Below are 23109 nucleotides of genomic sequence, written 5' to 3'. Positions count from 1 at the left end.
TTTGTATTGAGTTACTATGGATAAAGATAAACAACAATTAAGTGTTGAAGTTGCAAGGTTATATTATCAATCAGATTATAGTCAGCAAGAAATTGCTAACAAATTAAATATTTCAAGACCGACGATTTCTAGGTTATTAAAGTACGCGAAAGAAAAAGGATTTGTTCAAATTAGTATAGCTGATCCATTTGCTGATTTAGATAACGTTGGGAATTTACTGAAAGAAAAGTATAACTTGTTAGAGGCACATGTAGTATTTTCTCCAGTGCCAGAATATGTAACGATTACAGAGTATATAAGTAAATATGCAGCTGAGTATATGGAAAAGACGGTTAAAAACGGTGATATCGTCGGTGTAAGCTGGGGAATGACGATGTATGAAATCGCTAGAAAAATCGTACCGCAACATGTAAAAGGTGTAGAAGTCGTCCAGTTAAAAGGTGGTATTAGTCATTCGAGTGTAAATACATATGCGAATGAGACGATAGCTTTATTTGCAGATGCTTTTCAAACGACGCCAAGAAATCTACCTCTTCCAGTTATATTTGATAATGCAGTGACAAAAGAATTAGTAGAGCAGGATCGACATATTCATCACATTATCGAAATGGGGAAACAAGCGAATATTGCAATTTTCACTGTAGGAACAGTGCGAGATGAAGCGCTATTATTCCGATTAGGTTATTTCGATCAGGATGAAACGAGTTTACTCAAAAAACAATCGGTTGGTGACATTTGTTCACGATTCTTTGATGGGGACGGAAATATTAGTAGCGAGGAAATTAATAAGCGGACCATTGGAATTGAGTTAGAGGAACTGAAATTAAAGAAACGCTCTATTTTAGTTGCTGGTGGTAATAGAAAAATAAAAGCAATTGATGGTGCGTTACGTGGCGGATATGCAAATGTATTAATTATAGATCAGCATACAGCAAAAGAATTGTTACATTATTAAAAAGGTTAGAAATAAAAGGCTTTCTCAAAATGTTAATTTTGAGAAAGCCTTTTATTTTGTTATGTATGAATTATGGAGTGTTTTTTGAATACAAATTGCCTTTTTAAAAATAATTATGGATATTGAGATACATACTACCATTGTTAATATAAAACTTTTGATTGTATGAAGTGTTTCTTAGTTAGAATGCGCTTTATTTACTAAAAGAAAATTCCTTTATAAAAGAATGAACGAAATTTCAAAAGTGTATTTACATTTGTTCAACTAAGAGTTAGAATGAAGTTGTTAAAAGATATGAGGAGTGAAGATAATGAATATTGCAAAGTTAATTGACCATACAATTTTAAAAGCTAATTCTACAAAAGAAGATGTTATGAAAGTAATCGAAGAAGCAAAGGAATATAAATTCGCTTCTGTTTGTATTAATCCAACATGGGTAAAATTAGCGGCTGATGAATTAGCTGGACATGATGTAGATGTTTGTACTGTAATCGGTTTCCCATTAGGAGCAAGCACTACTGAAACAAAAGCATTTGAAACAAAAGATGCTATCGCAAAAGGTGCAACTGAAGTTGATATGGTAATCAACGTAGGCGCTTTAAAAGATGGCGACAACGAACTTGTTGAAAAAGACATTTATGAAGTAGTACAAGCAGCAAAAGGAAAGGCTCTTGTAAAAGTAATCATTGAAACTTGCCTTCTAACAGATGAAGAGAAAGTACGCGCTTGTGAATTATCAGTAAAAGCTGGTGCTGACTTCGTAAAAACTTCAACTGGATTCTCAACTGGCGGAGCAACTGCTGAAGATATCGCATTAATGCGTAAAACAGTAGGACCAAACGTTGGTGTAAAAGCATCTGGTGGCGTTCGTACACGTGAAGATGCAGACAAAATGGTAGCTGCTGGAGCTTCTCGCGTTGGAGCAAGTGCTAGTGTTGCAATCGTATTAAATGATGCAAAAGGTGCTACAGATAACTACTAATCATTAATGAAGTCAAGAGCAATAGATACACAAAGTAAAGTGTATCTATTGCTTTAACAATTGAAAAAATGTAAGCGGATACGAATGGGAGGAAACGGCTTATGAAATACTTAATTGGTATTTTTGGCCTCGTATTGATTTTAGGTATTGCTTGGCTTGCTAGTAATGATAGAAAGAAAGTCAAATATCGCCCAATCATAACGATGGTTATATTACAATTCATTTTTGGGTTTTTATTATTAAATACTAGTGTAGGGAATATATTAATTAGCGGAATAGCAGATGGTTTTGGAGAACTATTAAAATATGCCGCTGATGGTGTGAATTTCGTATTTGGTGGATTAGTAAATCAAAAAGAGTTTTCGTTCTTTTTAAGTGTATTAATGCCAATCGTATTTATATCAGCTTTAATAGGTATTTTGCAACACATTAAAGTGTTACCTATCATTGTTAAATCTATCGGTCTAGCATTAAGTAAAGTAAATGGAATGGGGAAACTAGAATCATATAACGCTGTTGCTTCTGCGATTTTAGGACAATCTGAAGTGTTTATTTCAGTTAAGAAACAATTAGAATTATTGCCAGAGAAAAGAATGTATACATTATGTGCATCTGCAATGTCTACCGTTTCAATGTCTATCGTTGGATCGTATATGGTGTTATTAAAACCGCAATATGTTGTAACCGCTTTAGTACTTAACTTATTCGGTGGCTTTATTATCGCTTCTATCATTAACCCTTATGAAGTTACTGAAGAAGAAGATATGTTAGAAGTACAAGAAGAAGAGAAAAAGACGTTCTTTGAAGTATTAGGGGAATACATTATAGATGGATTTAAAGTTGCGATTACAGTAGCAGCTATGTTAATTGGTTTCGTTGCTCTTATCGCATTCATTAATGCAGTATTTAAAGGTGTAATCGGTATTTCATTCCAAGAAATTCTTGGTTATGTATTTGCACCATTTGCATTTATTATGGGGATACCTTGGCATGAAGCAGTTAATGCCGGAAATATTATGGCAACAAAACTTGTATCGAATGAATTTGTCGCTATGACAGATTTAGCACAAGGAAACTTTAATTTCTCAGATAGAACGACAGCGATTATATCTGTATTCTTAGTTTCATTTGCAAACTTCTCTTCAATTGGAATTATTGCTGGGGCAGTTAAGAGCTTAAATGAAAAGCAAGGGAATGTAGTCGCCAGATTTGGTTTGAAATTACTTTTCGGTGCAACATTAGTAAGTTTCTTATCAGCAACAATCGTGGGCTTATTATTTTAACAGATTCATATAATATAAAAAGGAATGGTGATTGTAATGAGAATGGTAGATATTATTGCGAAAAAACGTGACGGCAAAGAATTAACGACTGAAGAAATCAAATTCTTTATTAATGGATATACAGACGGAAGTATTCCTGATTATCAAGTGAGTGCACTTGCAATGGCAATCTTCTTTAAAGATATGACAGATCGTGAGCGTGCAGATTTAACGATGGCAATGGTGGAGTCTGGAGAGACGATCGACTTATCAGCAATTGAAGGAATTAAAGTAGACAAACACTCTACTGGCGGTGTTGGTGATACAACAACATTAGTATTAGGACCATTAGTAGCTGCTTTAGATGTACCAGTCGCAAAAATGTCTGGTCGTGGTTTAGGACATACAGGCGGAACAATTGATAAATTAGAGGCGGTAGAAGGATTCCACGTTGAAATTACGAAAGAGCAGTTCATCGATATTGTAAACCGTGACAAAGTAGCTGTTATTGGACAAACAGGAAACTTAACGCCTGCAGATAAAAAGATTTATGCATTACGTGACGTAACAGGAACTGTTAACTCAATTCCTTTAATCGCAAGTTCAATTATGAGTAAAAAAATTGCAGCTGGTGCTGACGCAATCGTACTTGATGTAAAAACAGGTGCTGGTGCATTTATGAAAACAGAAGAAGATGCAAAAGAATTAGCACATGCAATGGTACGTATCGGAAATAATGTAGGACGTCAAACAATGGCAGTTATTTCAGATATGTCACAACCTCTTGGATTTGCGATTGGTAATGCTCTAGAAGTGAAAGAAGCAATTGATACGTTAAAAGGTGAAGGTCCAGAAGATTTAACAGAATTAGTACTCGTATTAGGAAGTCAAATGGTCGTACTTGCGAAAAAAGCAAATACGTTAGAAGAAGCTCGTGAAATGCTAATTGAAGTTATGAAAAACGGAAAAGCAACTGAGAAATTTAAAGAGTTCTTAAGCAATCAAGGCGGAGATAGCTCCATTGTAGACAATCCAGAAAAAATGCCACAAGCTAAGTATGTAATTGATGTACCTGCAAAAACTTCAGGTGTTATTTCTAACATTGTTGCAGATGAAATCGGTATCGCAGCTATGTTATTAGGTGCTGGCCGCGCAACAAAAGAAGATGAAATTGATTTAGCAGTAGGATTAATGTTACGTAAAAAAGTTGGCGATGCAGTAAAAGAAGGCGAACCGTTCGTAACGATCTACGCAAATCGTGAAAATGTGGAAGATGTAAAAGCAAAAATTTATGAGAACATCTCTATCGCTGAAACAGCAGTGGCTCCTAAATTAGTTCATACAGTTATTACTGACTAATCATCATTTCGTTTACTTTGAGGGGGAAATAATATGGATAAGAAAAAATATATTGAAGAAGCAAACAAGATGTTATCGAAAGCATATATTCCGTATTCAAAATTTCCTGTTGGTGCAGCGTTAGTTACGAAAGAAGGGAAAATCTATACTGGTTGTAATATAGAAAATGCTTCTTACGGTTTATGTAACTGTGCAGAAAGAACAGCGATCTTTAAAGCAGTATCAGAAGGTGAGCGCGACTTTAGTTATTTAGTCATCACAGGAGAAACGGACGGACCGATTTCACCGTGTGGTGCTTGTAGACAAGTAATTGCTGAATTCTGTGAACCGAAAATGCCAGTTTTACTAACGAATGTAAAAGGCGATGAAAAAGAAGTAACTGTTGAGCAATTACTGCCAGGTGCGTTCTCAATAGAAGATTTAAAATAAATTGAAAAGCCATTCTGCAATTATTATTTGTGGAATGGCTTTTTTATTTTCAAAAGTTGAATGTAATAGTTTGTTCATATTCCGTTCATAAACTTTGCGTAAAATGATTGCAGCAGATAAGGAAATGACGATATAAATTATCGTTATACAGCAGGAGGAATATAATGAAGAGATTATATAATGCGGCATTCATTTACTTAATTATTGGTTTATTATCAGGTGTATTTGCAAGAGAGTATACGAAAGCACAAGGAATTAAAGGATCCACAATGTTGCAATTAGTACATACACACGTACTAGTGCTTGGCTTCATATTCTTTTTAGTTGCTTTTGCGTTATTTAAAGTGTTTCATGTACAAGAAACAAAAAGCTTTCGTGCATGGTTTGTTGTTTATAATGTAGGATTAATTTTTACTATCGTTACAATGGTATGTAGAGGTCTACTACAAGTCAACGGAACTGACTTTAATGGTTTAAGCCATATGGCTGGATTGGCTCATGTTATTATAAGTATCGGGTTCGTTTGGTTTATGATTTTGCTTAAAAAATCTTTAAATAGATAGGAGTGGAGAAATTATGATAGCACTTTTATCAAGTATCGTAGCAGTCTGTATGGCTGTTGGAGTAATGTTTCTTCGCTTTAAAGCAGCAAAAAAGCCGGTAACGAAAAAGAAAATTATATTGCCGCCACTTTTTATGAGTACTGGCGCAATGATGTACTTCTTACCGGAGTTTCGATTAACATCGTTAGAGATAGTAGAGGCGATTAGCATAGGACTTATTTTCTCTATACTTCTAATTAAAACAACTAAGTTTGAAATAAGAGGCGAGCATATATTTATGAAACCGTCAAAAGCATTCATATTTATTTTAGTTGGGTTATTGGCTGTACGAGTAGCATTAAAATCATATTTAAGTCAATCGATTGATTTAGCAGAGTTAAGCGGAATGTTTTTCTTACTCGCATTTGCGATGATTGTGTCGTGGAGAATTGCGATGTATCGTTCGTTTACTAAATTAGAAAAGACAATAAAAGGAGCTGGAATTTCTATATAGGAAATCCAGCTCCTTTTATGTTTTATTGAAATTCTTTAGCGCGGAACTCATTTGCTTAATTTTAAACGTATTTGAGCATCTTGTAATGCCGCCGGTGTAACGTTAAGACCATTTTGATCAACAATTTTTGTGTTTAATAAAATGGAATCTAAGCTTCCACGAAATGTTTGTGTATAGTTTTGCCGCAACATTTGTTGTTCTTGTTTTTCATCAACTGTTAATCCAGATACTTTTTCTTTTTTTGATAATTCGTTAATACGGAATAAAATGTTTTTCATTTGTTTCACCTCTGATTTAATTTAATTACATTAGTTACTTACTAATTTATAGTTATTGTAACGTGTAATTTTAATTATGTCAACACCATCAAAAAAGGTTAAAAATTGACGAAAAATTATAACAATAATAAAATGAATTGATTAGATAATTAGTTTTTTAATCATACATAGAACACTAGGGGGATTATTATGAAATCAACATTTTTTGCTCAAAATAGAGAACGATTAGTAAACACATTACCAAATGAATCAATTACTATTTTATTTGCTGGACAAGCACCTCATATGTCAGCGGATGCGCATTATAAATTTGTGCCGAATCGAAATTTTTACTATGTAACAGGAATCGATGAACCAAATGTTATTTTCATGTTGAAGAAGTTTGGAAATAATGTAGAAGAAATACTTTTCATTGAAAAATCAGATCCAGTAATGGAAAAATGGGTCGGTAAAACAGTTTCTAACGAAGAAGCAGAGAAAATTTCAGGTATAAAAAAAGTTGTATATTTAGATAGCTTTGAAAAGACAATGTCAAATATACTTTTTACAGAAAATGTGAAGCATCTATATTTAGATTTAGAGCGCCGTGAGTGGAATGGTGCGGAGACAAAAACGCTAGCGTTTGCTAAACATGTAAGGGAACAATACCCACACGTAACAATTGGTAATGTATATCCGAACATTTGTGAATTGCGAGTATTTAAAACAGAAGAAGAAATTGAAATTATTAAAGAAGCGATTACTGTAACGAAAGACGGTATTTACAACGTACTTAAGCATGCAAAAGCAGACATGATGGAATATGAATTAGAAGCTCAGTTTGATTTCACACTAAAATCTTTTGGCATTAAGCATCATGCGTTCAATACAATTTTGGCAAGTGGGAAAAATGCTACAGTTCTTCATTATGAAGATAATGATGCACAAATTCAAAATGGTGATTTAGTATTACTAGATTTAGGCGCTCAAAAAAACTACTATAACGCTGATATTAGTTATACATTCCCGGCAAATGGAACATTCTCTAGTCGCCAAAAACAAATTTATAATATCGTATTAAAAGCATTGAAAAAAACAACTGAGATTATTAAGCCAGGCTTAAAGTTTGCTGCATTAAATGAGCATACAAAAAAGGTACTGGCAGAAGAGTGTAAAGCAATTGGTTTAATTCAAGAAGACGAAGAATTATCTAAATATTATTATCATGGTGTCAGTCATTTCCTTGGTTTAGATACGCATGATGTAGGTACATACAAAGATAGAGTATTAGAAGAAGGCATGGTTATTACAATTGAACCTGGTCTTTATATTGAAGAAGAGTCAATCGGTATTCGAATAGAAGATGATATTCTCGTAACGAAAGATGGGTATGAAAACTTGTCAAAAGATATCATTAGAGAAGTTGAAGAGATTGAAGCGTTTATGAGTAAACATAATGTAAAAGAAGATGAAGTTGTTACGAAATAACGATTGGGAAAGACGCTCTGTTTTTGAGGGTCTTTTTTTTGTGGGGATGTGTTAGAAGATGTTATATGGAAGTTTCGATATCTATATAGTATTTGTTACGTTTCCATGTAATCAAATATAAAGAGAGCCGAAAAGTTATGCATGCAATACCTATTTTTGAGTATGAAAAATAGAATTTCTTTAGCTGGTTAATTTAAAAAAATGGAAGTTATGGATATATCGATATAAAATAGATCAGCATAAACTTTCCTATAAACAAGGAGATAAATTAGGAATTATAGATGGTTATTTAGGTATCGCCGATTTTGAAATATTAATGTACAAGCGAACGAATGATTATCAAAATATAAACAGAGCTATGGATATTTTTAGAAATGTAAAAAGTAATATTGTAGAATTGGGAAAGGATAAAGATTTATGTTTTCCAACGGAGATTGGAGGGAGAATTGCTTCTCCATATATAAAAGACGGACTGGCTGGCTTCGTATATATTGGATTAGAGTTGTATTTATGTGGAGATTTCTCTAAGGAAGTCAAAGAAGATTTGAAAAAAAATATAATTCTTCCTGCTGTAGATGCTTTAAGGAAAGAGAAATGGACACAATATCCTGGATTTCTTGATGGATTATCAGGAATTGCTTATATGCTATTTAAAGCAGGAAAGGTTTTTTCTAAAAAAGACTTAATTGATGAAGCAATATCAATATTATTAAATGTTGAGACCTTTACACTTGATATAGATGGTTGTTCCTATACTCCTAATAATAATTTTCAAAATCTAACGTTTGATTTGGAGAGTGGAAATGCAGGGATTGTATATGTTCAAAAAGAAGTTTTAAATTATATTAATAATGGAGTTCTCACATGAATTTATTTCTAAAAAATATTAATTTTCGATTTTTTTATCTTCAAATATATTAAGTGTAATTGGAATAACCTTATTCGATATAGTTTTCATAATTTATGCTAAATCATTTCCTAATCCAGAGTTAGCAATAAGTGCTGTAACATTTATCTCCACGATTCCCTATATAGGGGATTTCATTATAGGTTATATTTCTGATAAAACAAAAGATAAGTTTAAGATGGTAATGATAATGAGGTTATTACAAGCATTGCTATACATTATTTTTGCTATCTTAGTTGGTTTTTCACATAGTTGGATAATTTTTGGTATAGTAATTTTTATTAATTTTATTAGCGATTTAGCTGGCACCTATACCTCTTATTTGTCATTGCCAATTACCAAAAATATCGTTGAACAAAGAGATTTAACTGATGCAAGATCATTCCAATCAGGGATTATGCGTTCAATAGACTTGGTAGGTAAACTATTTGGGGCTACTCTAATAGTCTTACTTCAATATAATTTCGCTTTTTTTGGCATATTGAATGCAATGTTTTTTATATTATCTTTCATAGTTTTATGGGTAAATAAAGAAAGATTTCAAATTCTTATACCGATAATGAAAGTGGATTACAAAAAAGAAAATTCTCAGTTGTTTGGATACATTAATACCTTTTTTGTGGATTGTGTTAATAATTTGAAAATATTAATTGATTTAAAGCAGCTGTTTCATTTTACATTATTATTCTCAATAATAAATTTAATAAGTTCGGCACAGTTTTCCCTACTTCCCCTCACGTATGTTAGTAATGAAAGTTTACAATTTGGTTCATTTGGTTTTACGATTGCTATAATTGGTACTGTAGAAACTATTGGTGTGATTTTAGGAGCTCTTCTTCCTTTATCTTTTTTTAGAAATAAATCGATAGAATTAAACTTGATTTTAGAAATTTTAATTACTGTTGCAATAATTGCAACTATTATATTTTTACAAGATAAATATGTATTATTAGTATTAACTTTCTTAGCGGGATATTTTCTAGGTTTATCTAATCCTCGAATTGATTCATTTATTATGATTGTTGCTCCTGAACAGTCAATTAGTTCAGTAACTAGTATTTTTTATACATTAGTTCAATTAACCCTTCCATTAGGAAGTGCTATTTTCTTATTAATAGCAAATATGATTTCAATTCAAATTTCATGGATAATATTGTTTATAGTATCTTTATTTACACTTATTTATTCTATTACTCTAAGAATGAAAAATTCTACAATTCCGGAGAAACGTTAAAACCTTTTATTTCATTTGTATAATACCCATTATCAATAGGCGTATTTTCTTTTATTTGTAGGTATAAGATTAGTGGTGCTATTTTTAGGGAATCATCAAATTTGGTACAGTATTTCTAATAAAGAATAATATGATGTGACTGATGAGCCTTTATCAAAAATAAATAAAATGGATGAATTTAATTATCATATAAGTTTCATAAAATATAAATGCTGATATGTTCATAGCTAGAAAGAGGATGATCAAAATGGCAGGGAATATTATTATAAGAAATATGACATTTAAATACGTATCGATGATTCAACCTATTTTTAGAAATTTAGATTTAAATATAGATGAAAATTGGAAGTTAGGACTTGTTGGTAGGAATGGTCGGGGGAAAACAACTTTTTTGAAAATTCTTTTGAATGAATTTGAATATGAAGGTACAATCCAATCGACATTAGACTTTAAATACTTTCCTTCCTATCCACATAGCCATGAAAATATAACTGCGTTAGAAGTGTTATTGAAACAAAACCCACTTATGGAAGTTTGGAAAATTGAACGAGAGTTAAGTTATATGGATTTATCACCAGAGATTTTAGATAAACAATTTAATGTATTAAGTGGTGGAGAACAAACAAAACTTTTACTTATTGAATTATTTTTAAATGAAAATTCATTTCCTTTAATTGATGAACCGACAAATAATTTAGATTTGCATGGTAGAAAAATTGTAGGGCAATATTTAAAGCGAAAAAAAGGATTTATTCTTACAAGCCATGATGAATCTTTTTTAAATCAATTTGTTGATCATATTTTAGCTATAAATCAAGAATCTATTGATTTGATTAGTGGCAATGTAGATACATGGAAACAAGAAAAAGAAAATGCAGACATGCTTTCTGCAGAAAAAAATTCCAAACTTAAATCCGAAATAAAACGGCTTCATGATGTTTCAAGACAAGTAAATACTTGGGGGATAAAAAGAGAGAATAGTACGAGAGATGCCGCAGAAAGACGTCTCGCCGCAAAACAAATGAAAAGAGCAAAAGCCATTAAAAAACGGACAGTGGCAATGATTGAAGAAAAAGAAGATCTTATTAATAATATTGAAGCTGTGTCTGATTTGAAAATGATAATTGAACAACCAAGAAAACAAGTACTATATTTTCGTGATTTTTCTATTTTGAGAGACGGGACACCTCTTTTTAAACCGATTAACATAGATATTTATCCAACAGAACGCTTCTTTATTGAAGGTAAAAATGGTGTTGGAAAATCGACATTACTAAATTTTATTCTTGGAGAAGAGGGTCTAGAAACAATTGGAGATTATAGGATTAATTTACCTGATCAGGTGTCAGTACTTCGTCAAAAAAATCAAGAAGAGGAAGGGTATTACTCTTTACTTAATCAGTTATCTACGAAAGAAGAAAAAGAAGAGTATTGGCACCTATTATATCAATTAGGAATTAATCGTAATAGTTTCTCACATATATCAAGTGAAAACTGGAGCTCGGGGGAGCAGAAGAAAGTATTTTTAGCAAATGCATTATTAGGGGAAAATAAGCTGTTTATTTGGGATGAGGTAACGAATTATTTAGATATGTTCGTAATTCAGCAACTCATTGATGCAATAAAGAAATATGAACCAACTATCATTGGTGTAGACCATAATGAATATTTAGTAAATGCGATAGCTACTAAAAAGATAGAATTAATACCATATTTTTAATGGGATTTTTTGAAGTGTAATAAATAATATAGATGCGAATAAGCTTTTGATTCTAGAATTAGGATGTTACAAAAAATGAATTTTGAGATGTTACTTTCATTATGTATTTCTCCCTATTGTGAACCCGTAAAGAATCAGCGTATAATATTATATGTCTCCCATTTGCGAGACAAACCGCGAATGATAAATAAGATTGTTCTTTTATCATCGCCTCTAAAACAGATAGACAACGAAAGTAACACTGGAATACAGATAGGGAGTTATAAAATGAAATTAATTATTGCCGAGAAACCAGATCAAGGATTGGCTCTTGTTTCCCAGTTTAAATATCGCCGGAAAGATGGATATTTAGAAGTAGAAGCGAATGAGTTATTCCCAAATGGAGCGTACTGTACATGGGCAATTGGTCATTTGACGCAGTTATGTAATCCAGAGCATTATCACGCAGAGTGGAAAAAATGGTCACTTAATACGTTACCGATGATTCCAGAGCGTTTTCAGTTTGAGGTAACAAAGTCAAAGTATAAGCAATTTAACGTTGTGAAACAGCTGTTACATAATCCTCAGGTAACAGAAATTATTCACGCGGGCGATGCTGGGCGTGAAGGGGAATTGATTGTACGAAATATTATTAACCTTTGTAACGTGCAAAAGCCGATGAAACGTCTTTGGATTTCATCTTTAACAAAACAAGCTATTTATCAAGGATTTAAAAACTTGCTTGATGAATCAGATACAATCAATACGTACTATGAGGCGTATACAAGGTCATGTGCGGATTGGGTCGTTGGTATGAATGCATCGCGTGTCTTTAGTATTTTGTTAAAGAAAAAAGGAATGAACGATGTATTTTCTGCCGGTCGTGTACAAACCCCAACACTCGCATTAATCGTAAAGCGTGAGAAAGAAATTGAAAACTTTAAGTCAGAGCCGTTTTGGGAAGTGTTCGCAACCTTTAATATAGAAGGAAAGAAATATGACGGGAAATGGGAAAAGGATAATGAATCCCGCTTAAAAGACCCTGATATGGCGAATAAAATTGCGGCATTTTGCCAAGGCAAACCGGCAGTTGTAAAGGAAATGAAAACGGAACGTAAAGAGTTTCAGCCGCCGCTTTTATTTAACTTATCATCACTGCAAGCAACGGCAAATAAAGCATTTAAATTTTCGCCAAAAAAGACGCTTGATATAACGCAAGCACTATATCAAAAAGGGATTGTTTCTTATCCTCGTTCGGATTCCAACTATGTTACGCAAGGAGAGGCAGCGACATTCCCTGATATTTTACAGAAGTTAAGTCAATTTGATGAATATAAAGATTTATTACCAGCTCCAGTTGAATCGATTATGAATAATAAGCGTTATGTGAATGAAAAGAAAGTAACAGATCACTACGCAATTATTCCGACAGAGCAAGTTACAAATCCAAGCAGATTATCAGGTGATGAAAAGAAAATTTACGATATGATTGTGAGAAGACTCATTGCAGCTCATTATGAAGTTGCAATCTTTGACTATACAACAATTATTACGCTTGTAGATGAACGCGCTGAATTTATTTCAAAAGGAAAACAGCAAATTCAAGAAGGATGGCGTAAAGTTATTTTCCAAGACGATAAAGATGACGAAACAATTCTTCCAATTGTAGTTGAAGGTGAAGAAGGAAAAGTTGTAAAGGTGAAAGTGAAAGAAGGAAAAACACAGCCGCCAAAGCGTTATACAGAAGGACAGCTTATTACATTGATGAAAACCGCTGGTAAGTATTTAGAGAATGAAGAGCTGGAGAAAGTATTAAAGAAAACAGAAGGTTTAGGTACAGAAGCGACTCGTGCAGGTATTATTACGATGCTAAAAGACCGTAAATATATAGATGTGAAGAAAAACCAAGTGTATGCGACTGATAAAGGAAAAGTATTAATTACCGCAATCGGTGACAAAATACTAGCTTCACCAGAAATGACAGCGAAATGGGAGCAGCGCCTTGCAGAAATTGGTGAAGGCACGGCTTCACCAGCTACATTTATGGAACAAACGAAAAAGCTATCGGCTAAAATTATAGAAGATGCGGTTGAAATGTCTGAGAAGTGGGATTTCACCGGATTACATGTTGAATCGATTGAGCGAAAAGGATCGAAATTTACAACAGGTAAAAAGGTTGGTAGCTGTAAAAAATGTGATGGCGATGTAATTGATAAGTCAACGTTTTACGGCTGTTCTAATTACAACACGACACAATGTGACTTTACCATCTCAAAGAAAATATTAAGTAAAACAATTTCGCAAAAGAATATGACAAAGCTCTTAAAAGGTGAAAAGACCGATTTAATTAAAGGCTTTAAAAAAGGTGAGAAAACGTTTGATGCGAAGTTAGAGTGGAAAGATAATAAGATTAATTTTGTGTTTGAGAATTAATAATGACAAAGTCTAAAGCAGCTAATATAATTTAATTAGGTTGAATCACTAAGAAGCATGACGATTTTTCGTCATGCTTCTTTTATATGTAAAAATGATTGATAGAACTATTTTTTTCGCTCGATTTAGTTAGGAGAAAGAATACGAATATTATTCTCGCTAGTGAAAAAATATTATGGCTAACACTACATATCTATCAATCTAACGAGGGAAATGTATCACAAAATAAAAAAATGTACCCTATAGAATAGAAACTTAAAAAGTTTATTCTATAGGGTATTTCCTTGAATAAGGGATGATTTTTATTTTGGGTAAAAATGAAATATACAATAAAATCTTATTTTAAATTGATACTTTATTATTGTAAAACAATAAAAATTATATTAAAATCAATATCATAATAAATTAGTGAGGTGCTTTTTATCCCGCATTAACGGGCAGTAAGACCCTCACCTCAAAATCCAGCGAAAGCAAAGAAGTTAAGTGGGGGTCGGGCTGCCCGTAAAAAGCCCGATTGGTTCAACTAATAATCAGTGGGGGATGAAGAAAGCCCCCACTGATTAAAGTGTCACTTTATAGAAAAGGTAACAACGTTGTTTTTTTATTAGAGGAGGTAAAACTATGAACATTCACAATTTGATTATTGAAAATATGGATAACCCTCATGAGTTGGAGAGAATATATAGAAAAGACCCGAAAGCTTTTAAAAGGTCATTCTCACAAGCATGGGTCCAAAACCCTGATTCTCAGGTTCTAGGTGCTTGGTATGAAAGGTTGTATTTCAATGAGGCGGCAAATACAGAAAAAAAATCGTTGTTTCAAAAAGGTTTCTTATTCATGGGCCTTTTAGCTATTCTGGCCGGGATAAGCACCAGAATCATTTTCCACTTTGTTGAACAGGGAGCAATTGCTCCAATTAACCTGGCTTTTGGTGTAATTCCCTTTATTGCCGCTTATTTTGTTTACAATAATACTCCGAAAAAAAGTATTATTTATTCCCTTGTAGCGTTGTTCCTAATTTCCGGGATGTATCTTAATATGTTGCCATTAAATTATAAAGACAGTATTATCCTTGCTTATTTACATCTTCCTATATTTTTATGGGTCTTAGTAGGGCTTGCGTTTACGGGAAATGAATATTCAAAGGGCAGTACAAGATTAGCTTATATTAAATTTAATTTAGAATATTGTCTTCTCTACGCGAGCATGGCAGTGAGCGGAATGATACTAGCAGTATTCACCATGCGTTTATTTAGCTTTGTTGACTTGGATATAGGAGAATTCTATTTTAGTAATGTTGTTTTATTTGGCGCTGCTGCTCTCGCTATTGTGGCTGCATATTTAGTATCAATGAATCTTAAACTTGCTAAAAATATTACACCATACATATCTAAAATTTTTAGTCCTCTCGTTCTGATCACATTGTTGATCTATCTTATAACGGTTATATGTGTCGGGAAAAATCCGTTCTTGGACCGCAATTTCCTAATGGCCTTCAACGGAATACTCCTTGTTGTATTGGCTGTTACCACATTTTCTATCGTTGAGAGTGAATCGGACGAGAAAAAGAGCATTTTAGATTATATAAATTTTTCCTTAATTGTTTTGGCGCTTATTATTGACACTGTCGCATTATCAGCCATCGTATTCAGACTTTCTTCTTACGGGATTACACCGAATAGACTTGTTGTTTTAGGCGTAAACATACTGATCTGGGCAAATTTAATTTGGATTATGTTTTCCTATATGCGTTTCTTGCAAAACAAATCAGGACCGACAGCTATCCAAGATGCCGTTACGAAGTATTTGCCAATCTACGGACTTTGGGCAGCTTTCGTTATATTTACTTTTCCTATAATTTTTAACTAGAAAGGCTTTGTTAATGTAACGACAAGCTAATTTTCTATAACGTATAAAATCCTTAGAGCCGATAACTATCGTTACTTTTATAATTTCTCGACAATAAAAAACGTCCTAAAGTAGGACGTTTTTTATTATGTGTATCGCTGTTTTTTCTTAATAAGTAATAACACTTGTGACACACAAGCTAGTACCGGTAACTCAATCAACGGTCCAATAACGAGTGCAAGTGCAATAAGAGGCTCGTCCGGAAAAGCAGTCACAGCAATAGCGAGTGCAACAGGTGAGTTTCTTGCCAAAGTTGTTAAGTTTAAACTTACTGTATCTTTATAAGATAAACGCATAATGCGTCCGATAAATTGTCCTAGTACAAAATTAATGATGAAGAACAATAGAACAGGAATGAGTAATAAAAAAACGACATTCATATTTTGTAGTAAATATTTACCTTGTGATGCAAACATTGATACTATTGCTAAACTTAAAAATACAATTTGCGCAGAGCTAAAAAACGGAATGAGTTTATTCTCGAGTGTTTCAGCTTTTTTCAGTTTATTCATAATGAATTTTGTAGCGTGTGCAAGTAAAAATGGTAAGACGATTACGATAACAATACTTTCTACTAAAACAGAAACAGCTACAGTCTTCATAACACCAGCAAATAAAAATAAATAAATTGGAAGCAGTAGTACTTGCAAAATTAAATTTACAGGTAGAATTGCAGTAGAAAGTGCTACATTTCCTTTCGCTATTTCAGTAAAGATTAAGTACCAGTCTGTACACGGAGTAACCATTAACATAATAAATCCAACCCAAAGTGCTGGGTGATCTGAAAGAAATAATGCACCTAATCCCCAAGCGAGTAAAGGTGTCCATAAAAAATTAATAGTAAGGCTCGTTCCAGCAAATTTTAAATTGCGAAATCCATTTTTTATTTCTTTTAATGGGATGATGAGGAATAATCCATATAGCATGAAAAATAAGAAGGGAACAATAAATTTGTCTGAATACATATGTATGACATTAATTTGTCCAAGTATGATGCCGCATGTAACAGCAAAAAGAATAATAAAAGTTTGAATCTTTTCTATAGTGCTCATGAATAAATCCTTTCTAAATATGAACTTTCCTCTCTAAGTTTATTATACAAGTAATAAAGTCGTATTTGGTGTTCAATTGTATTTTAGTTAATATTTTTAATTCGAGATTTATTTTTTGTTAAAAGTTACTTGACTAAAGTAAGTGACTATATTATAATCACTTACATAAGGTAATTAAATAACAAAAAGTTTTTGTTGGCTTTATTTAAGGTACCAATTGAAATTTTTTATTAGAATAAGAATTTTTATGATGATGAATAATGAATATGATAAGAAAGTTTAGGTGAAGAAAATGGGATTATTTAGCTCGTTATTTGGTAAAAAAGAAGAGAATACAAAAGTAGAGGGGAATAAAACAATGTCAAAAGTATTATTTGTAAAAGCAAACGATCGTCCAGCCGAGCAAGCAATTAGTTCAAAAATGTATGAAACATTTGTAAGTGCTTATAAAGAAGCGAACCCAAATACAGAAATTACAGAGTTAGATTTATTCGCATTAGATCTTCCGTATTACGGAAATATCGCTATTTCAGGTGGATACAAACGTAGTCAAGGAATGGAGTTAACAGCAGAAGAAGAGAAGGCAGTTGCTACGGTAGATCAATATTTAAATCAGTTTTTAGAAGCTGATAAAGTTGTATTTGCGTTCCCACTATGGAACTTCACAGTGCCGGCGCCATTAATTACGTATATTTCATATTTATCTCAAGCTGGAAAAACATTTAAATATACAGCAAATGGTCCAGAAGGTTTAGCAGGCGATAAGAAAGTTGTTGTATTAGGTGCTCGTGGTTCGGATTACTCTTCAGAACAAATGGCTCCTATGGAAATGGCAGTTAATTATGTAACAACTGTACTTGGCTTCTGGGGAATTACAAATCCAGAGACTGTTGTAATTGAAGGACACAATCAATATCCAGATCGTTCACAACAAATTGTTGAAGAAGGTTTAGAGAATGTTAAGAAAGTAGGGGCGAAATTTTAATTGATGGTAAATGTAAAAAACCAACACGGATGACCATGTTGGTTTTTTAGTCTATTTCTATGTTGAAAAATGTATATTTATAAAATAAATGAAAAGTTTGAAAATAGTATTGCAAAATATTATATATCAAACTATAATGAGTTCAAGAATAGTTGATACTTAAGTTAAATATTCAGAAAATTCAATTAGTTAAAAATGGAAATGACATAGGTTATTTTGAATGGAGGTTATATTATGACGAACAAAGTACCGTTTTCGTTCATAGTAGTTATTGGATTAATGTTATTTGCACTATTTTTTGGAGCAGGAAATTTAATATTCCCGGCAATGCTTGGTCAATCGGCAGGAGAGAATGTATGGATTGCTAACGCTGGATTTTTAGTAACAGGAGTAGGTTTACCCTTACTAGGTGTACTAGCCTTTGGTTTTTCGGGTAAAGATGATTTGCAGTCATTAGCAAGTCGTGCTCACCCAGTGTTCGGGATTGTGTTTACAACAGTTTTATACTTAGCAATTGGTCCGTTATTTGCAATACCAAGAACAGGAAATGTTTCTTATGAAATTGGTCTTAAACCATTTATGCCAGAAGGAGTAGGTTCAACACCTTTAATTCTTTTCACAATTATATTCTTTAGCATCACTTGTTTTTTTTCGCTAAATCCCGCGAAAATTGTCGATATTGTTGGAAAAATCTTAACGCCAATTAAGTTGACTTTCATCGGTATTTTAGTAATCGTTGCTTTTATTCACCCGATTGGAGATATGCAAACGCCAGTTGAAGCTTATACATCACATGCATTCTTTAAAGGGTTCCAAGAAGGATACTTAACAATGGACACGCTAGCATCATTCGTATTTGGAATCATCATCATTAATGCAATTAAAGAAAAAGGTGCAAAAACGAAAACACAAATTATGGTCGTTTGTGCAAAAGCGACAATCATTGCCGCATCTATTTTAGCAATTATTTATACAGCTCTTTCTTATATGGGTGCTTCAAGTGTTGCAAAGCTTGGACATTTAGAGAACGGCGGAGAAGTATTAGCGAAAGTTTCTAACTACTATTTTGGATCATATGGCGGAGTGTTATTAGGGTTAATGATTACAGTAGCGTGTTTAACAACTAGTGTGGGACTTGTATCAGCATGTTCTTCATTCTTCCATAAGTTATTCCCAAATGTTCCTTACAAAGCAATTGCAATCACGCTATGTGTATTTAGTGCGGTTGTTGCAAATGTAGGGTTAACACAATTAATTGCGGTTTCTGTTCCAGTTTTAACAGCAATTTATCCACTAGCAATCGTATTGATTTTCTTAACATTCTTCCATTCATTATTCAAAGGAAGAGCTGAAGTTTATCAAGTGAGTTTAATCGTAACATTTATCATCAGTTTATTTGATGGATTAAGTGCAGCTGGAGTTAACATTGAAGTAGTAAGTCAAGTGTTTACTAAATTCCTTCCGATGCAGGAAGTAGGATTGGGCTGGATCTTCCCAGCGATTATCGGTGGTTTTATCGGATATGGCATTAGCGTTTTAAAAGCAAAAAATCAAGTTCAACCAGCAGCAAATACAAATAAGAAAATTGGTTAAATAAAAAAGTTATAGAATTTTTGATTCTATAACTTTTTTTGTTACTATTAATAATGAGAAAAAATAAAGTAGTAGGGGAAATAAAATGAAAAAAACAATTGATCATATCGGCATCGCAGTTCGAGATATAGATAGTACGATACGTTTTTATGAAAAGGTGTTGTTAGGCACTTTAATAGATCGTTACGTAAGTGAAGCTCCTGGTGTTGAAAGCGAAGTAGCCATTCTTGAAGTGGATGGAGATAGAATTGAATTACTTGCGCCGACAAATAACACCACTTCACCAATTGCCCGATTTATAAAACAAAAAGGTAAGGGTGTTCATCACGTTGCGTATCGTGTCGATGATTTAGATGTAGCTTTAGAAGAGTTAAAAGAACAAGGTATTCGAACGTTAGAGCATACACTTCGAATTAATAAACACGGCAGAAGATTAATATATCTTAACCCAGCGGATACAGAAGGAACAATCATTGAATATTGTGATTATCCGGAAGTGAAATAAAAGAAACTTTGAAAAAGGTGTTACGTACTAACGTGACACCTTTTTCTTTATCCTGTTATTTGTGGACTAATAATAAGTGGAGATGAATAAAAACATTAATTAAAGTTTCACTTTATGCATTTCACATTTTCTTCACAAATGATTCACGATAACTTTTCTTCTTCAAGAACTTACATAAATATATTTTATGATATAATAACATTCGACTTTAAAAATGTAAGTTGTATCCGTGAAGGTAGTTACTATTATATTAGAAGTCTAGAGGTGAGAGAGAAATAAAGAGTTATACTGTATAGAAGTTTATATTTAATCAGGTTAATATTTCTTCAAGTAATCGACTTGAGAAGTAGATGTAATGAAAATAGAGCGATGAGGAAGAAAGAAGTGAAATGAGTGTGAAAGTAATGGGAAGGTTAGGGGCATGGTTATTACTTGCATGTGTGCTTATTATATTGATGCCGAAAAGTGCATCTGCTCATGCGTACATTGTGAAATCAAACCCTGCTGAAAATGAAACGTTGAAGAAAGCACCAGCTGTTGTAAAAATTGAATTCGATGAGGATATACAAGTTTCACATTTTAATACATTGTTTGTAAGAGATACCTCAGGTACAAGAGTAGATTTAAAAGATGCTCATATTGATAAAAGAAATAAAAAACTATTAGAAGCTGGATTAAAAGAGAATCTCAAAAACGGTCTCTACTCTATTCAGTGGAAAGTGATTTCAGCTGATGGGCATCCCATTCAAGGAGTTATTCCGTTCCGTATTGGATTAGCGGAAGCGGGAGCAGACGATCTACAAGTAGAAGAGATGGGTTATGTCCCGCAAATCGATATGATTATGGAGCGTGGGGTTCTATATACAAGTTTCTCACTATTTTTAGGAGTTCTCTTCTTTAATCTTATTATGTATAAAGGGAACGCAATAGAAGTTCAATCAAGAAGTAAAAAAATAATATGGATTTCATTAATTGGTATATTCATTAGTTTACTATTTAATCTACCATTACAAGCGAAAATAAATGCTGATGTTTCATGGCTAGAAGCATTCGATCCTTTACTATTAAAAGAAACATTACAGCTTTCTGTTTTTAGTTACGTATGGCTCACTCAAATGGCTCTTATTAGTTTGCTTATAATCGTTACGTATTTTGCGATGAAGCGTGAGAAGTTGTCTTCGTTTAAAGTATGGAGCATTCCAATAGTATTGTTTATCGGGATACTTGTTATGAAAGCCTTTAATAGTCATGCATATGGTTTAAAGTTTAAAGAAATTGCTGTCGTTATGGATTTTCTACATTTATTTGCAGCTTCATTATGGATTGGCGGTCTATCATCCATTATTCTTCTTTTACGTAAAGAGGAAGACAAGTGGAATATGTATTGGGATATGATTAAGCGTTTTTCACCGTGGGCAACAGGTGCTGTCATCGTGATTTTAATAACAGGTCTTTTTAACAGTACATTTTTTATTCCAACAATCCACTCTTTATTTGATACGAAGTATGGATTAGCTTTATTAGCAAAGATAATTTCATTCATTTTCATGGGGATATTGGGAATTATTCATTATGTGAAAGGGAAAATGAGAGCGGAGCAAGGATTAGGCGCTACGGTGAAATTAGAGTTTATCATTGGAATTATCATTTTCGTAATCGTAGCTTTTATGACAAACGTACAAACACCACCGATGCCTCCTACTGGACCTTTTACAGAGAGTAAACAATTAGATAATGGATATGAACTTACGCTAAATGTAAGTCCTAATAAAGTAGGGCAAAATATATTCCATATTACTTTAAAGGATGAGAACGGACAACCTGTTACTGATATGGAGCAAATTATATTAACGACTCAATCGTTAGATATGAATATGGGAAAAGGATCATTTAAAGTTTCGGCAGTTTCACCGGGAGAATATGAAGCGGAAGGTATGTATATTAACATGACAGGCAACTGGAATATACAAGTACATGGATTAACAAAATCACTTGATAGCTTCGATACTGATTATAAATTTATTGTAGGTGGCAGATAAAGTGAAACTTTAAACAGTAGGGGTATCCCCCACTGTTTATTAGCCCGCACCAATTGGGCTTTTACGGCAGCCCCCCGCCTAACTTCTTTGCTTTCGCTGAATTTTGAGGTAGTCATACTGCCCGTTAAAGCGGGGGAAAGAGACGTTATAGATGAAAAGGAGTAAATAGAAAATGAAACGTATAAAAAAATTAGGAACAACAATGATAGCAACAGTAATTGCAATGGGAATTTTTTCGTTACCTGTTAGTGCGCACGTAACTGTTAAGCCAGCAACTTCTGACATTGGCTCTTGGGAGACTTACACGATAAAAGTACCAGTTGAAAAAAATGTAGCAACGACAAAAGTTACACTGAAAATACCGTCTGGAGTAGAGTTCCAACAGTATGAACCAGTGCCAGGATGGAAAGTGGAGGAGCAAAAAGATAATGCCGGAAAAGTTAAAACTGTAGTATGGGAAGCGACAGGAGAAGGGATTTTACCCAATCAGTTCCAGCGATTTACTTTCGTCGCTAAAAATCCGGATAAAGAGCAAAAAATAGCTTGGGATGCATACCAACAATATAAAGACGGAGAAATTGTTGAATGGACAGGCGATGAAAAAGATGAAAAACCACATTCACTTACTACAATTGCAAAAGGTACGTCATTAACAGGAGAACATGGTGAAGTGTCTAGTGTAGAAAAGAATGAAGGTACTAGTAATGTGCAAGTAATAGCAATTGTTTTATCTATTTTGGCGATTGTATCGTCGGTAGGTACGTGCGTTTTTGTAGTACGTCGTAAAAAGTAAGATATAAGAAAGAGCCTACAAACAGTAGGCTCTTTCTTCAGAGTGTTGAAAAACAACTCTGTCAATACAATTTTTAAATAAAACACTTTAAAAATGTCTCCTTTTCTAGAAGAATAAAAAGAAAGGAGGCGTTTTTATGTTTTATAATCAACAAAATCTTGAGATTACACAAA

20 protein-coding genes are annotated in these 23109 nt (G+C 33.1%); 18 read left to right on the top strand and 2 right to left on the bottom strand.

Annotated elements, in window-relative coordinates; genetic code table 11:
* The first annotated feature begins 16 nt into the window (after nt 1-16).
* The 7 genes from CO726_RS18270 (at nt 17) to CO726_RS18240 (ending at nt 6043) form a co-directional block, all read left to right on the top strand.
* Entirely contained in the window at nt 17-955 is a 939-nt protein-coding gene (locus CO726_RS18270; protein ID WP_099685186.1) for a DNA-binding transcriptional repressor DeoR, read from the top strand.
* A gap of 310 nt (nt 956-1265) precedes the next feature.
* A complete protein-coding gene (gene deoC, locus CO726_RS18265) occupies nt 1266-1937 on the top strand; it encodes a deoxyribose-phosphate aldolase (RefSeq protein ID WP_001017433.1) in 672 nt (223 codons plus the stop codon).
* 101 nt (nt 1938-2038) lie between these two features.
* Complete coding sequence (locus CO726_RS18260; protein WP_099685185.1) at nt 2039-3220, top strand: NupC/NupG family nucleoside CNT transporter; 1182 nt, start codon at nt 2039-2041, stop codon at nt 3218-3220.
* Nucleotides 3221-3256: 36 nt separating this feature from the next.
* Complete coding sequence (locus CO726_RS18255; RefSeq protein ID WP_001983022.1) at nt 3257-4558, top strand: pyrimidine-nucleoside phosphorylase; 1302 nt, start codon at nt 3257-3259, stop codon at nt 4556-4558.
* Between the two features lie 33 nt (nt 4559-4591).
* Entirely contained in the window at nt 4592-4987 is a 396-nt protein-coding gene (locus CO726_RS18250) for a cytidine deaminase (RefSeq protein ID WP_000358539.1), read from the top strand.
* A gap of 164 nt (nt 4988-5151) precedes the next feature.
* On the top strand, nt 5152-5550 hold the full coding sequence (locus tag CO726_RS18245; protein ID WP_098762048.1) for a DUF2871 domain-containing protein: 399 nt from the start codon (nt 5152-5154) through the stop codon (nt 5548-5550).
* Nucleotides 5551-5563: 13 nt separating this feature from the next.
* Nucleotides 5564-6043, top strand: a complete 480-nt coding sequence (locus CO726_RS18240; RefSeq protein WP_098762050.1) for a CcdC family protein — start codon at nt 5564-5566, stop codon at nt 6041-6043.
* Nucleotides 6044-6090: 47 nt separating this feature from the next.
* Here the strand turns inward: CO726_RS18240 and CO726_RS18235 are convergent, their stop codons facing one another.
* Nucleotides 6091-6321 (bottom strand): DUF896 domain-containing protein, encoded by a 231-nt coding sequence (locus CO726_RS18235; protein WP_000789788.1) that lies wholly within the window; start codon nt 6319-6321, stop codon nt 6091-6093.
* A 189-nt stretch (nt 6322-6510) separates the two neighbouring features.
* Between CO726_RS18235 and CO726_RS18230 the strand changes: the two genes are divergently transcribed.
* From CO726_RS18230 to CO726_RS18200, 6 genes are all read left to right on the top strand, one after another.
* The gene (locus CO726_RS18230; RefSeq protein WP_099685184.1) at nt 6511-7788 is read left to right on the top strand and encodes an aminopeptidase P family protein; all 1278 of its coding nucleotides are present in this window, start codon (nt 6511-6513) and stop codon (nt 7786-7788) included.
* Between the two features lie 184 nt (nt 7789-7972).
* On the top strand, nt 7973-8656 hold the full coding sequence (locus CO726_RS18225; protein WP_342750658.1) for a lanthionine synthetase LanC family protein: 684 nt from the start codon (nt 7973-7975) through the stop codon (nt 8654-8656).
* Between the two features lie 28 nt (nt 8657-8684).
* On the top strand, nt 8685-9929 hold the full coding sequence (locus tag CO726_RS18220; RefSeq protein WP_342750656.1) for an MFS transporter: 1245 nt from the start codon (nt 8685-8687) through the stop codon (nt 9927-9929).
* A gap of 247 nt (nt 9930-10176) precedes the next feature.
* Nucleotides 10177-11649, top strand: a complete 1473-nt coding sequence (locus CO726_RS18215) for an ATP-binding cassette domain-containing protein (protein ID WP_099685181.1) — start codon at nt 10177-10179, stop codon at nt 11647-11649.
* A gap of 267 nt (nt 11650-11916) precedes the next feature.
* Nucleotides 11917-14061, top strand: a complete 2145-nt coding sequence (gene topB, locus CO726_RS18210; RefSeq protein WP_098952115.1) for a DNA topoisomerase III — start codon at nt 11917-11919, stop codon at nt 14059-14061.
* Nucleotides 14062-14682: 621 nt separating this feature from the next.
* The gene (locus CO726_RS18200; protein ID WP_099685180.1) at nt 14683-15930 is read left to right on the top strand and encodes a DUF4153 domain-containing protein; all 1248 of its coding nucleotides are present in this window, start codon (nt 14683-14685) and stop codon (nt 15928-15930) included.
* 125 nt (nt 15931-16055) lie between these two features.
* On the opposite strand, the gene CO726_RS18195 is transcribed toward CO726_RS18200, so the two are convergent.
* Entirely contained in the window at nt 16056-17021 is a 966-nt protein-coding gene (locus tag CO726_RS18195) for an arsenic resistance protein (protein WP_099685179.1), read from the bottom strand.
* 292 nt (nt 17022-17313) lie between these two features.
* Between CO726_RS18195 and CO726_RS18190 the strand changes: the two genes are divergently transcribed.
* From CO726_RS18190 to CO726_RS18170, 5 genes are all read left to right on the top strand, one after another.
* Nucleotides 17314-18006: an FMN-dependent NADH-azoreductase gene (locus CO726_RS18190; protein ID WP_099685178.1), complete on the top strand. Its 693-nt coding sequence runs from the start codon at nt 17314-17316 to the stop codon at nt 18004-18006.
* 234 nt (nt 18007-18240) lie between these two features.
* The gene (gene brnQ / locus CO726_RS18185; RefSeq protein WP_099685177.1) at nt 18241-19599 is read left to right on the top strand and encodes a branched-chain amino acid transport system II carrier protein; all 1359 of its coding nucleotides are present in this window, start codon (nt 18241-18243) and stop codon (nt 19597-19599) included.
* Nucleotides 19600-19684: 85 nt separating this feature from the next.
* A complete protein-coding gene (locus CO726_RS18180) occupies nt 19685-20104 on the top strand; it encodes a VOC family protein (protein ID WP_099685176.1) in 420 nt (139 codons plus the stop codon).
* Between the two features lie 389 nt (nt 20105-20493).
* On the top strand, nt 20494-22143 hold the full coding sequence (locus CO726_RS18175; RefSeq protein ID WP_136699728.1) for a copper resistance CopC/CopD family protein: 1650 nt from the start codon (nt 20494-20496) through the stop codon (nt 22141-22143).
* 172 nt (nt 22144-22315) lie between these two features.
* A complete protein-coding gene (locus tag CO726_RS18170; RefSeq protein ID WP_098760360.1) occupies nt 22316-22936 on the top strand; it encodes a YcnI family copper-binding membrane protein in 621 nt (206 codons plus the stop codon).
* Nucleotides 22937-23109: the final 173 nt, after the last annotated feature.

It is taken from the genome of Bacillus fungorum (genome assembly GCF_002746455.1).
Classification (GTDB): domain Bacteria; phylum Bacillota; class Bacilli; order Bacillales; family Bacillaceae_G; genus Bacillus_A; species Bacillus_A fungorum.
This window is presented reverse-complemented; position numbering and strand designations above follow the sequence as displayed.

Bases quoted from the DNA above. Each gene is read 5' to 3' on its own strand.
- CO726_RS18175 (WP_136699728.1), top strand. From the start codon at position 20,494: ATGAGTGTGAAAGTAATGGGAAGGTTAGGGGCATGGTTATTACTTGCA.
- CO726_RS18170 (WP_098760360.1), top strand. From the start codon at position 22,316: ATGAAACGTATAAAAAAATTAGGAACAACAATGATAGCAACAGTAATT.
- deoC (WP_001017433.1), top strand. From the start codon at position 1,266: ATGAATATTGCAAAGTTAATTGACCATACAATTTTAAAAGCTAATTCT.
- CO726_RS18230 (WP_099685184.1), top strand. From the start codon at position 6,511: ATGAAATCAACATTTTTTGCTCAAAATAGAGAACGATTAGTAAACACA.
- CO726_RS18180 (WP_099685176.1), top strand. From the start codon at position 19,685: ATGAAAAAAACAATTGATCATATCGGCATCGCAGTTCGAGATATAGAT.
- CO726_RS18250 (WP_000358539.1), top strand. From the start codon at position 4,592: ATGGATAAGAAAAAATATATTGAAGAAGCAAACAAGATGTTATCGAAA.
- CO726_RS18215 (WP_099685181.1), top strand. From the start codon at position 10,177: ATGGCAGGGAATATTATTATAAGAAATATGACATTTAAATACGTATCG.
- CO726_RS18270 (WP_099685186.1), top strand. From the start codon at position 17: ATGGATAAAGATAAACAACAATTAAGTGTTGAAGTTGCAAGGTTATAT.
- CO726_RS18235 (WP_000789788.1), bottom strand. From the start codon at position 6,321: ATGAAAAACATTTTATTCCGTATTAACGAATTATCAAAAAAAGAAAAA.
- topB (WP_098952115.1), top strand. From the start codon at position 11,917: ATGAAATTAATTATTGCCGAGAAACCAGATCAAGGATTGGCTCTTGTT.
- brnQ (WP_099685177.1), top strand. From the start codon at position 18,241: ATGACGAACAAAGTACCGTTTTCGTTCATAGTAGTTATTGGATTAATG.
- CO726_RS18190 (WP_099685178.1), top strand. From the start codon at position 17,314: ATGGGATTATTTAGCTCGTTATTTGGTAAAAAAGAAGAGAATACAAAA.
- CO726_RS18255 (WP_001983022.1), top strand. From the start codon at position 3,257: ATGAGAATGGTAGATATTATTGCGAAAAAACGTGACGGCAAAGAATTA.
- CO726_RS18195 (WP_099685179.1), bottom strand. From the start codon at position 17,021: ATGAGCACTATAGAAAAGATTCAAACTTTTATTATTCTTTTTGCTGTT.
- CO726_RS18240 (WP_098762050.1), top strand. From the start codon at position 5,564: ATGATAGCACTTTTATCAAGTATCGTAGCAGTCTGTATGGCTGTTGGA.
- CO726_RS18260 (WP_099685185.1), top strand. From the start codon at position 2,039: ATGAAATACTTAATTGGTATTTTTGGCCTCGTATTGATTTTAGGTATT.
- CO726_RS18245 (WP_098762048.1), top strand. From the start codon at position 5,152: ATGAAGAGATTATATAATGCGGCATTCATTTACTTAATTATTGGTTTA.
- CO726_RS18200 (WP_099685180.1), top strand. From the start codon at position 14,683: ATGAACATTCACAATTTGATTATTGAAAATATGGATAACCCTCATGAG.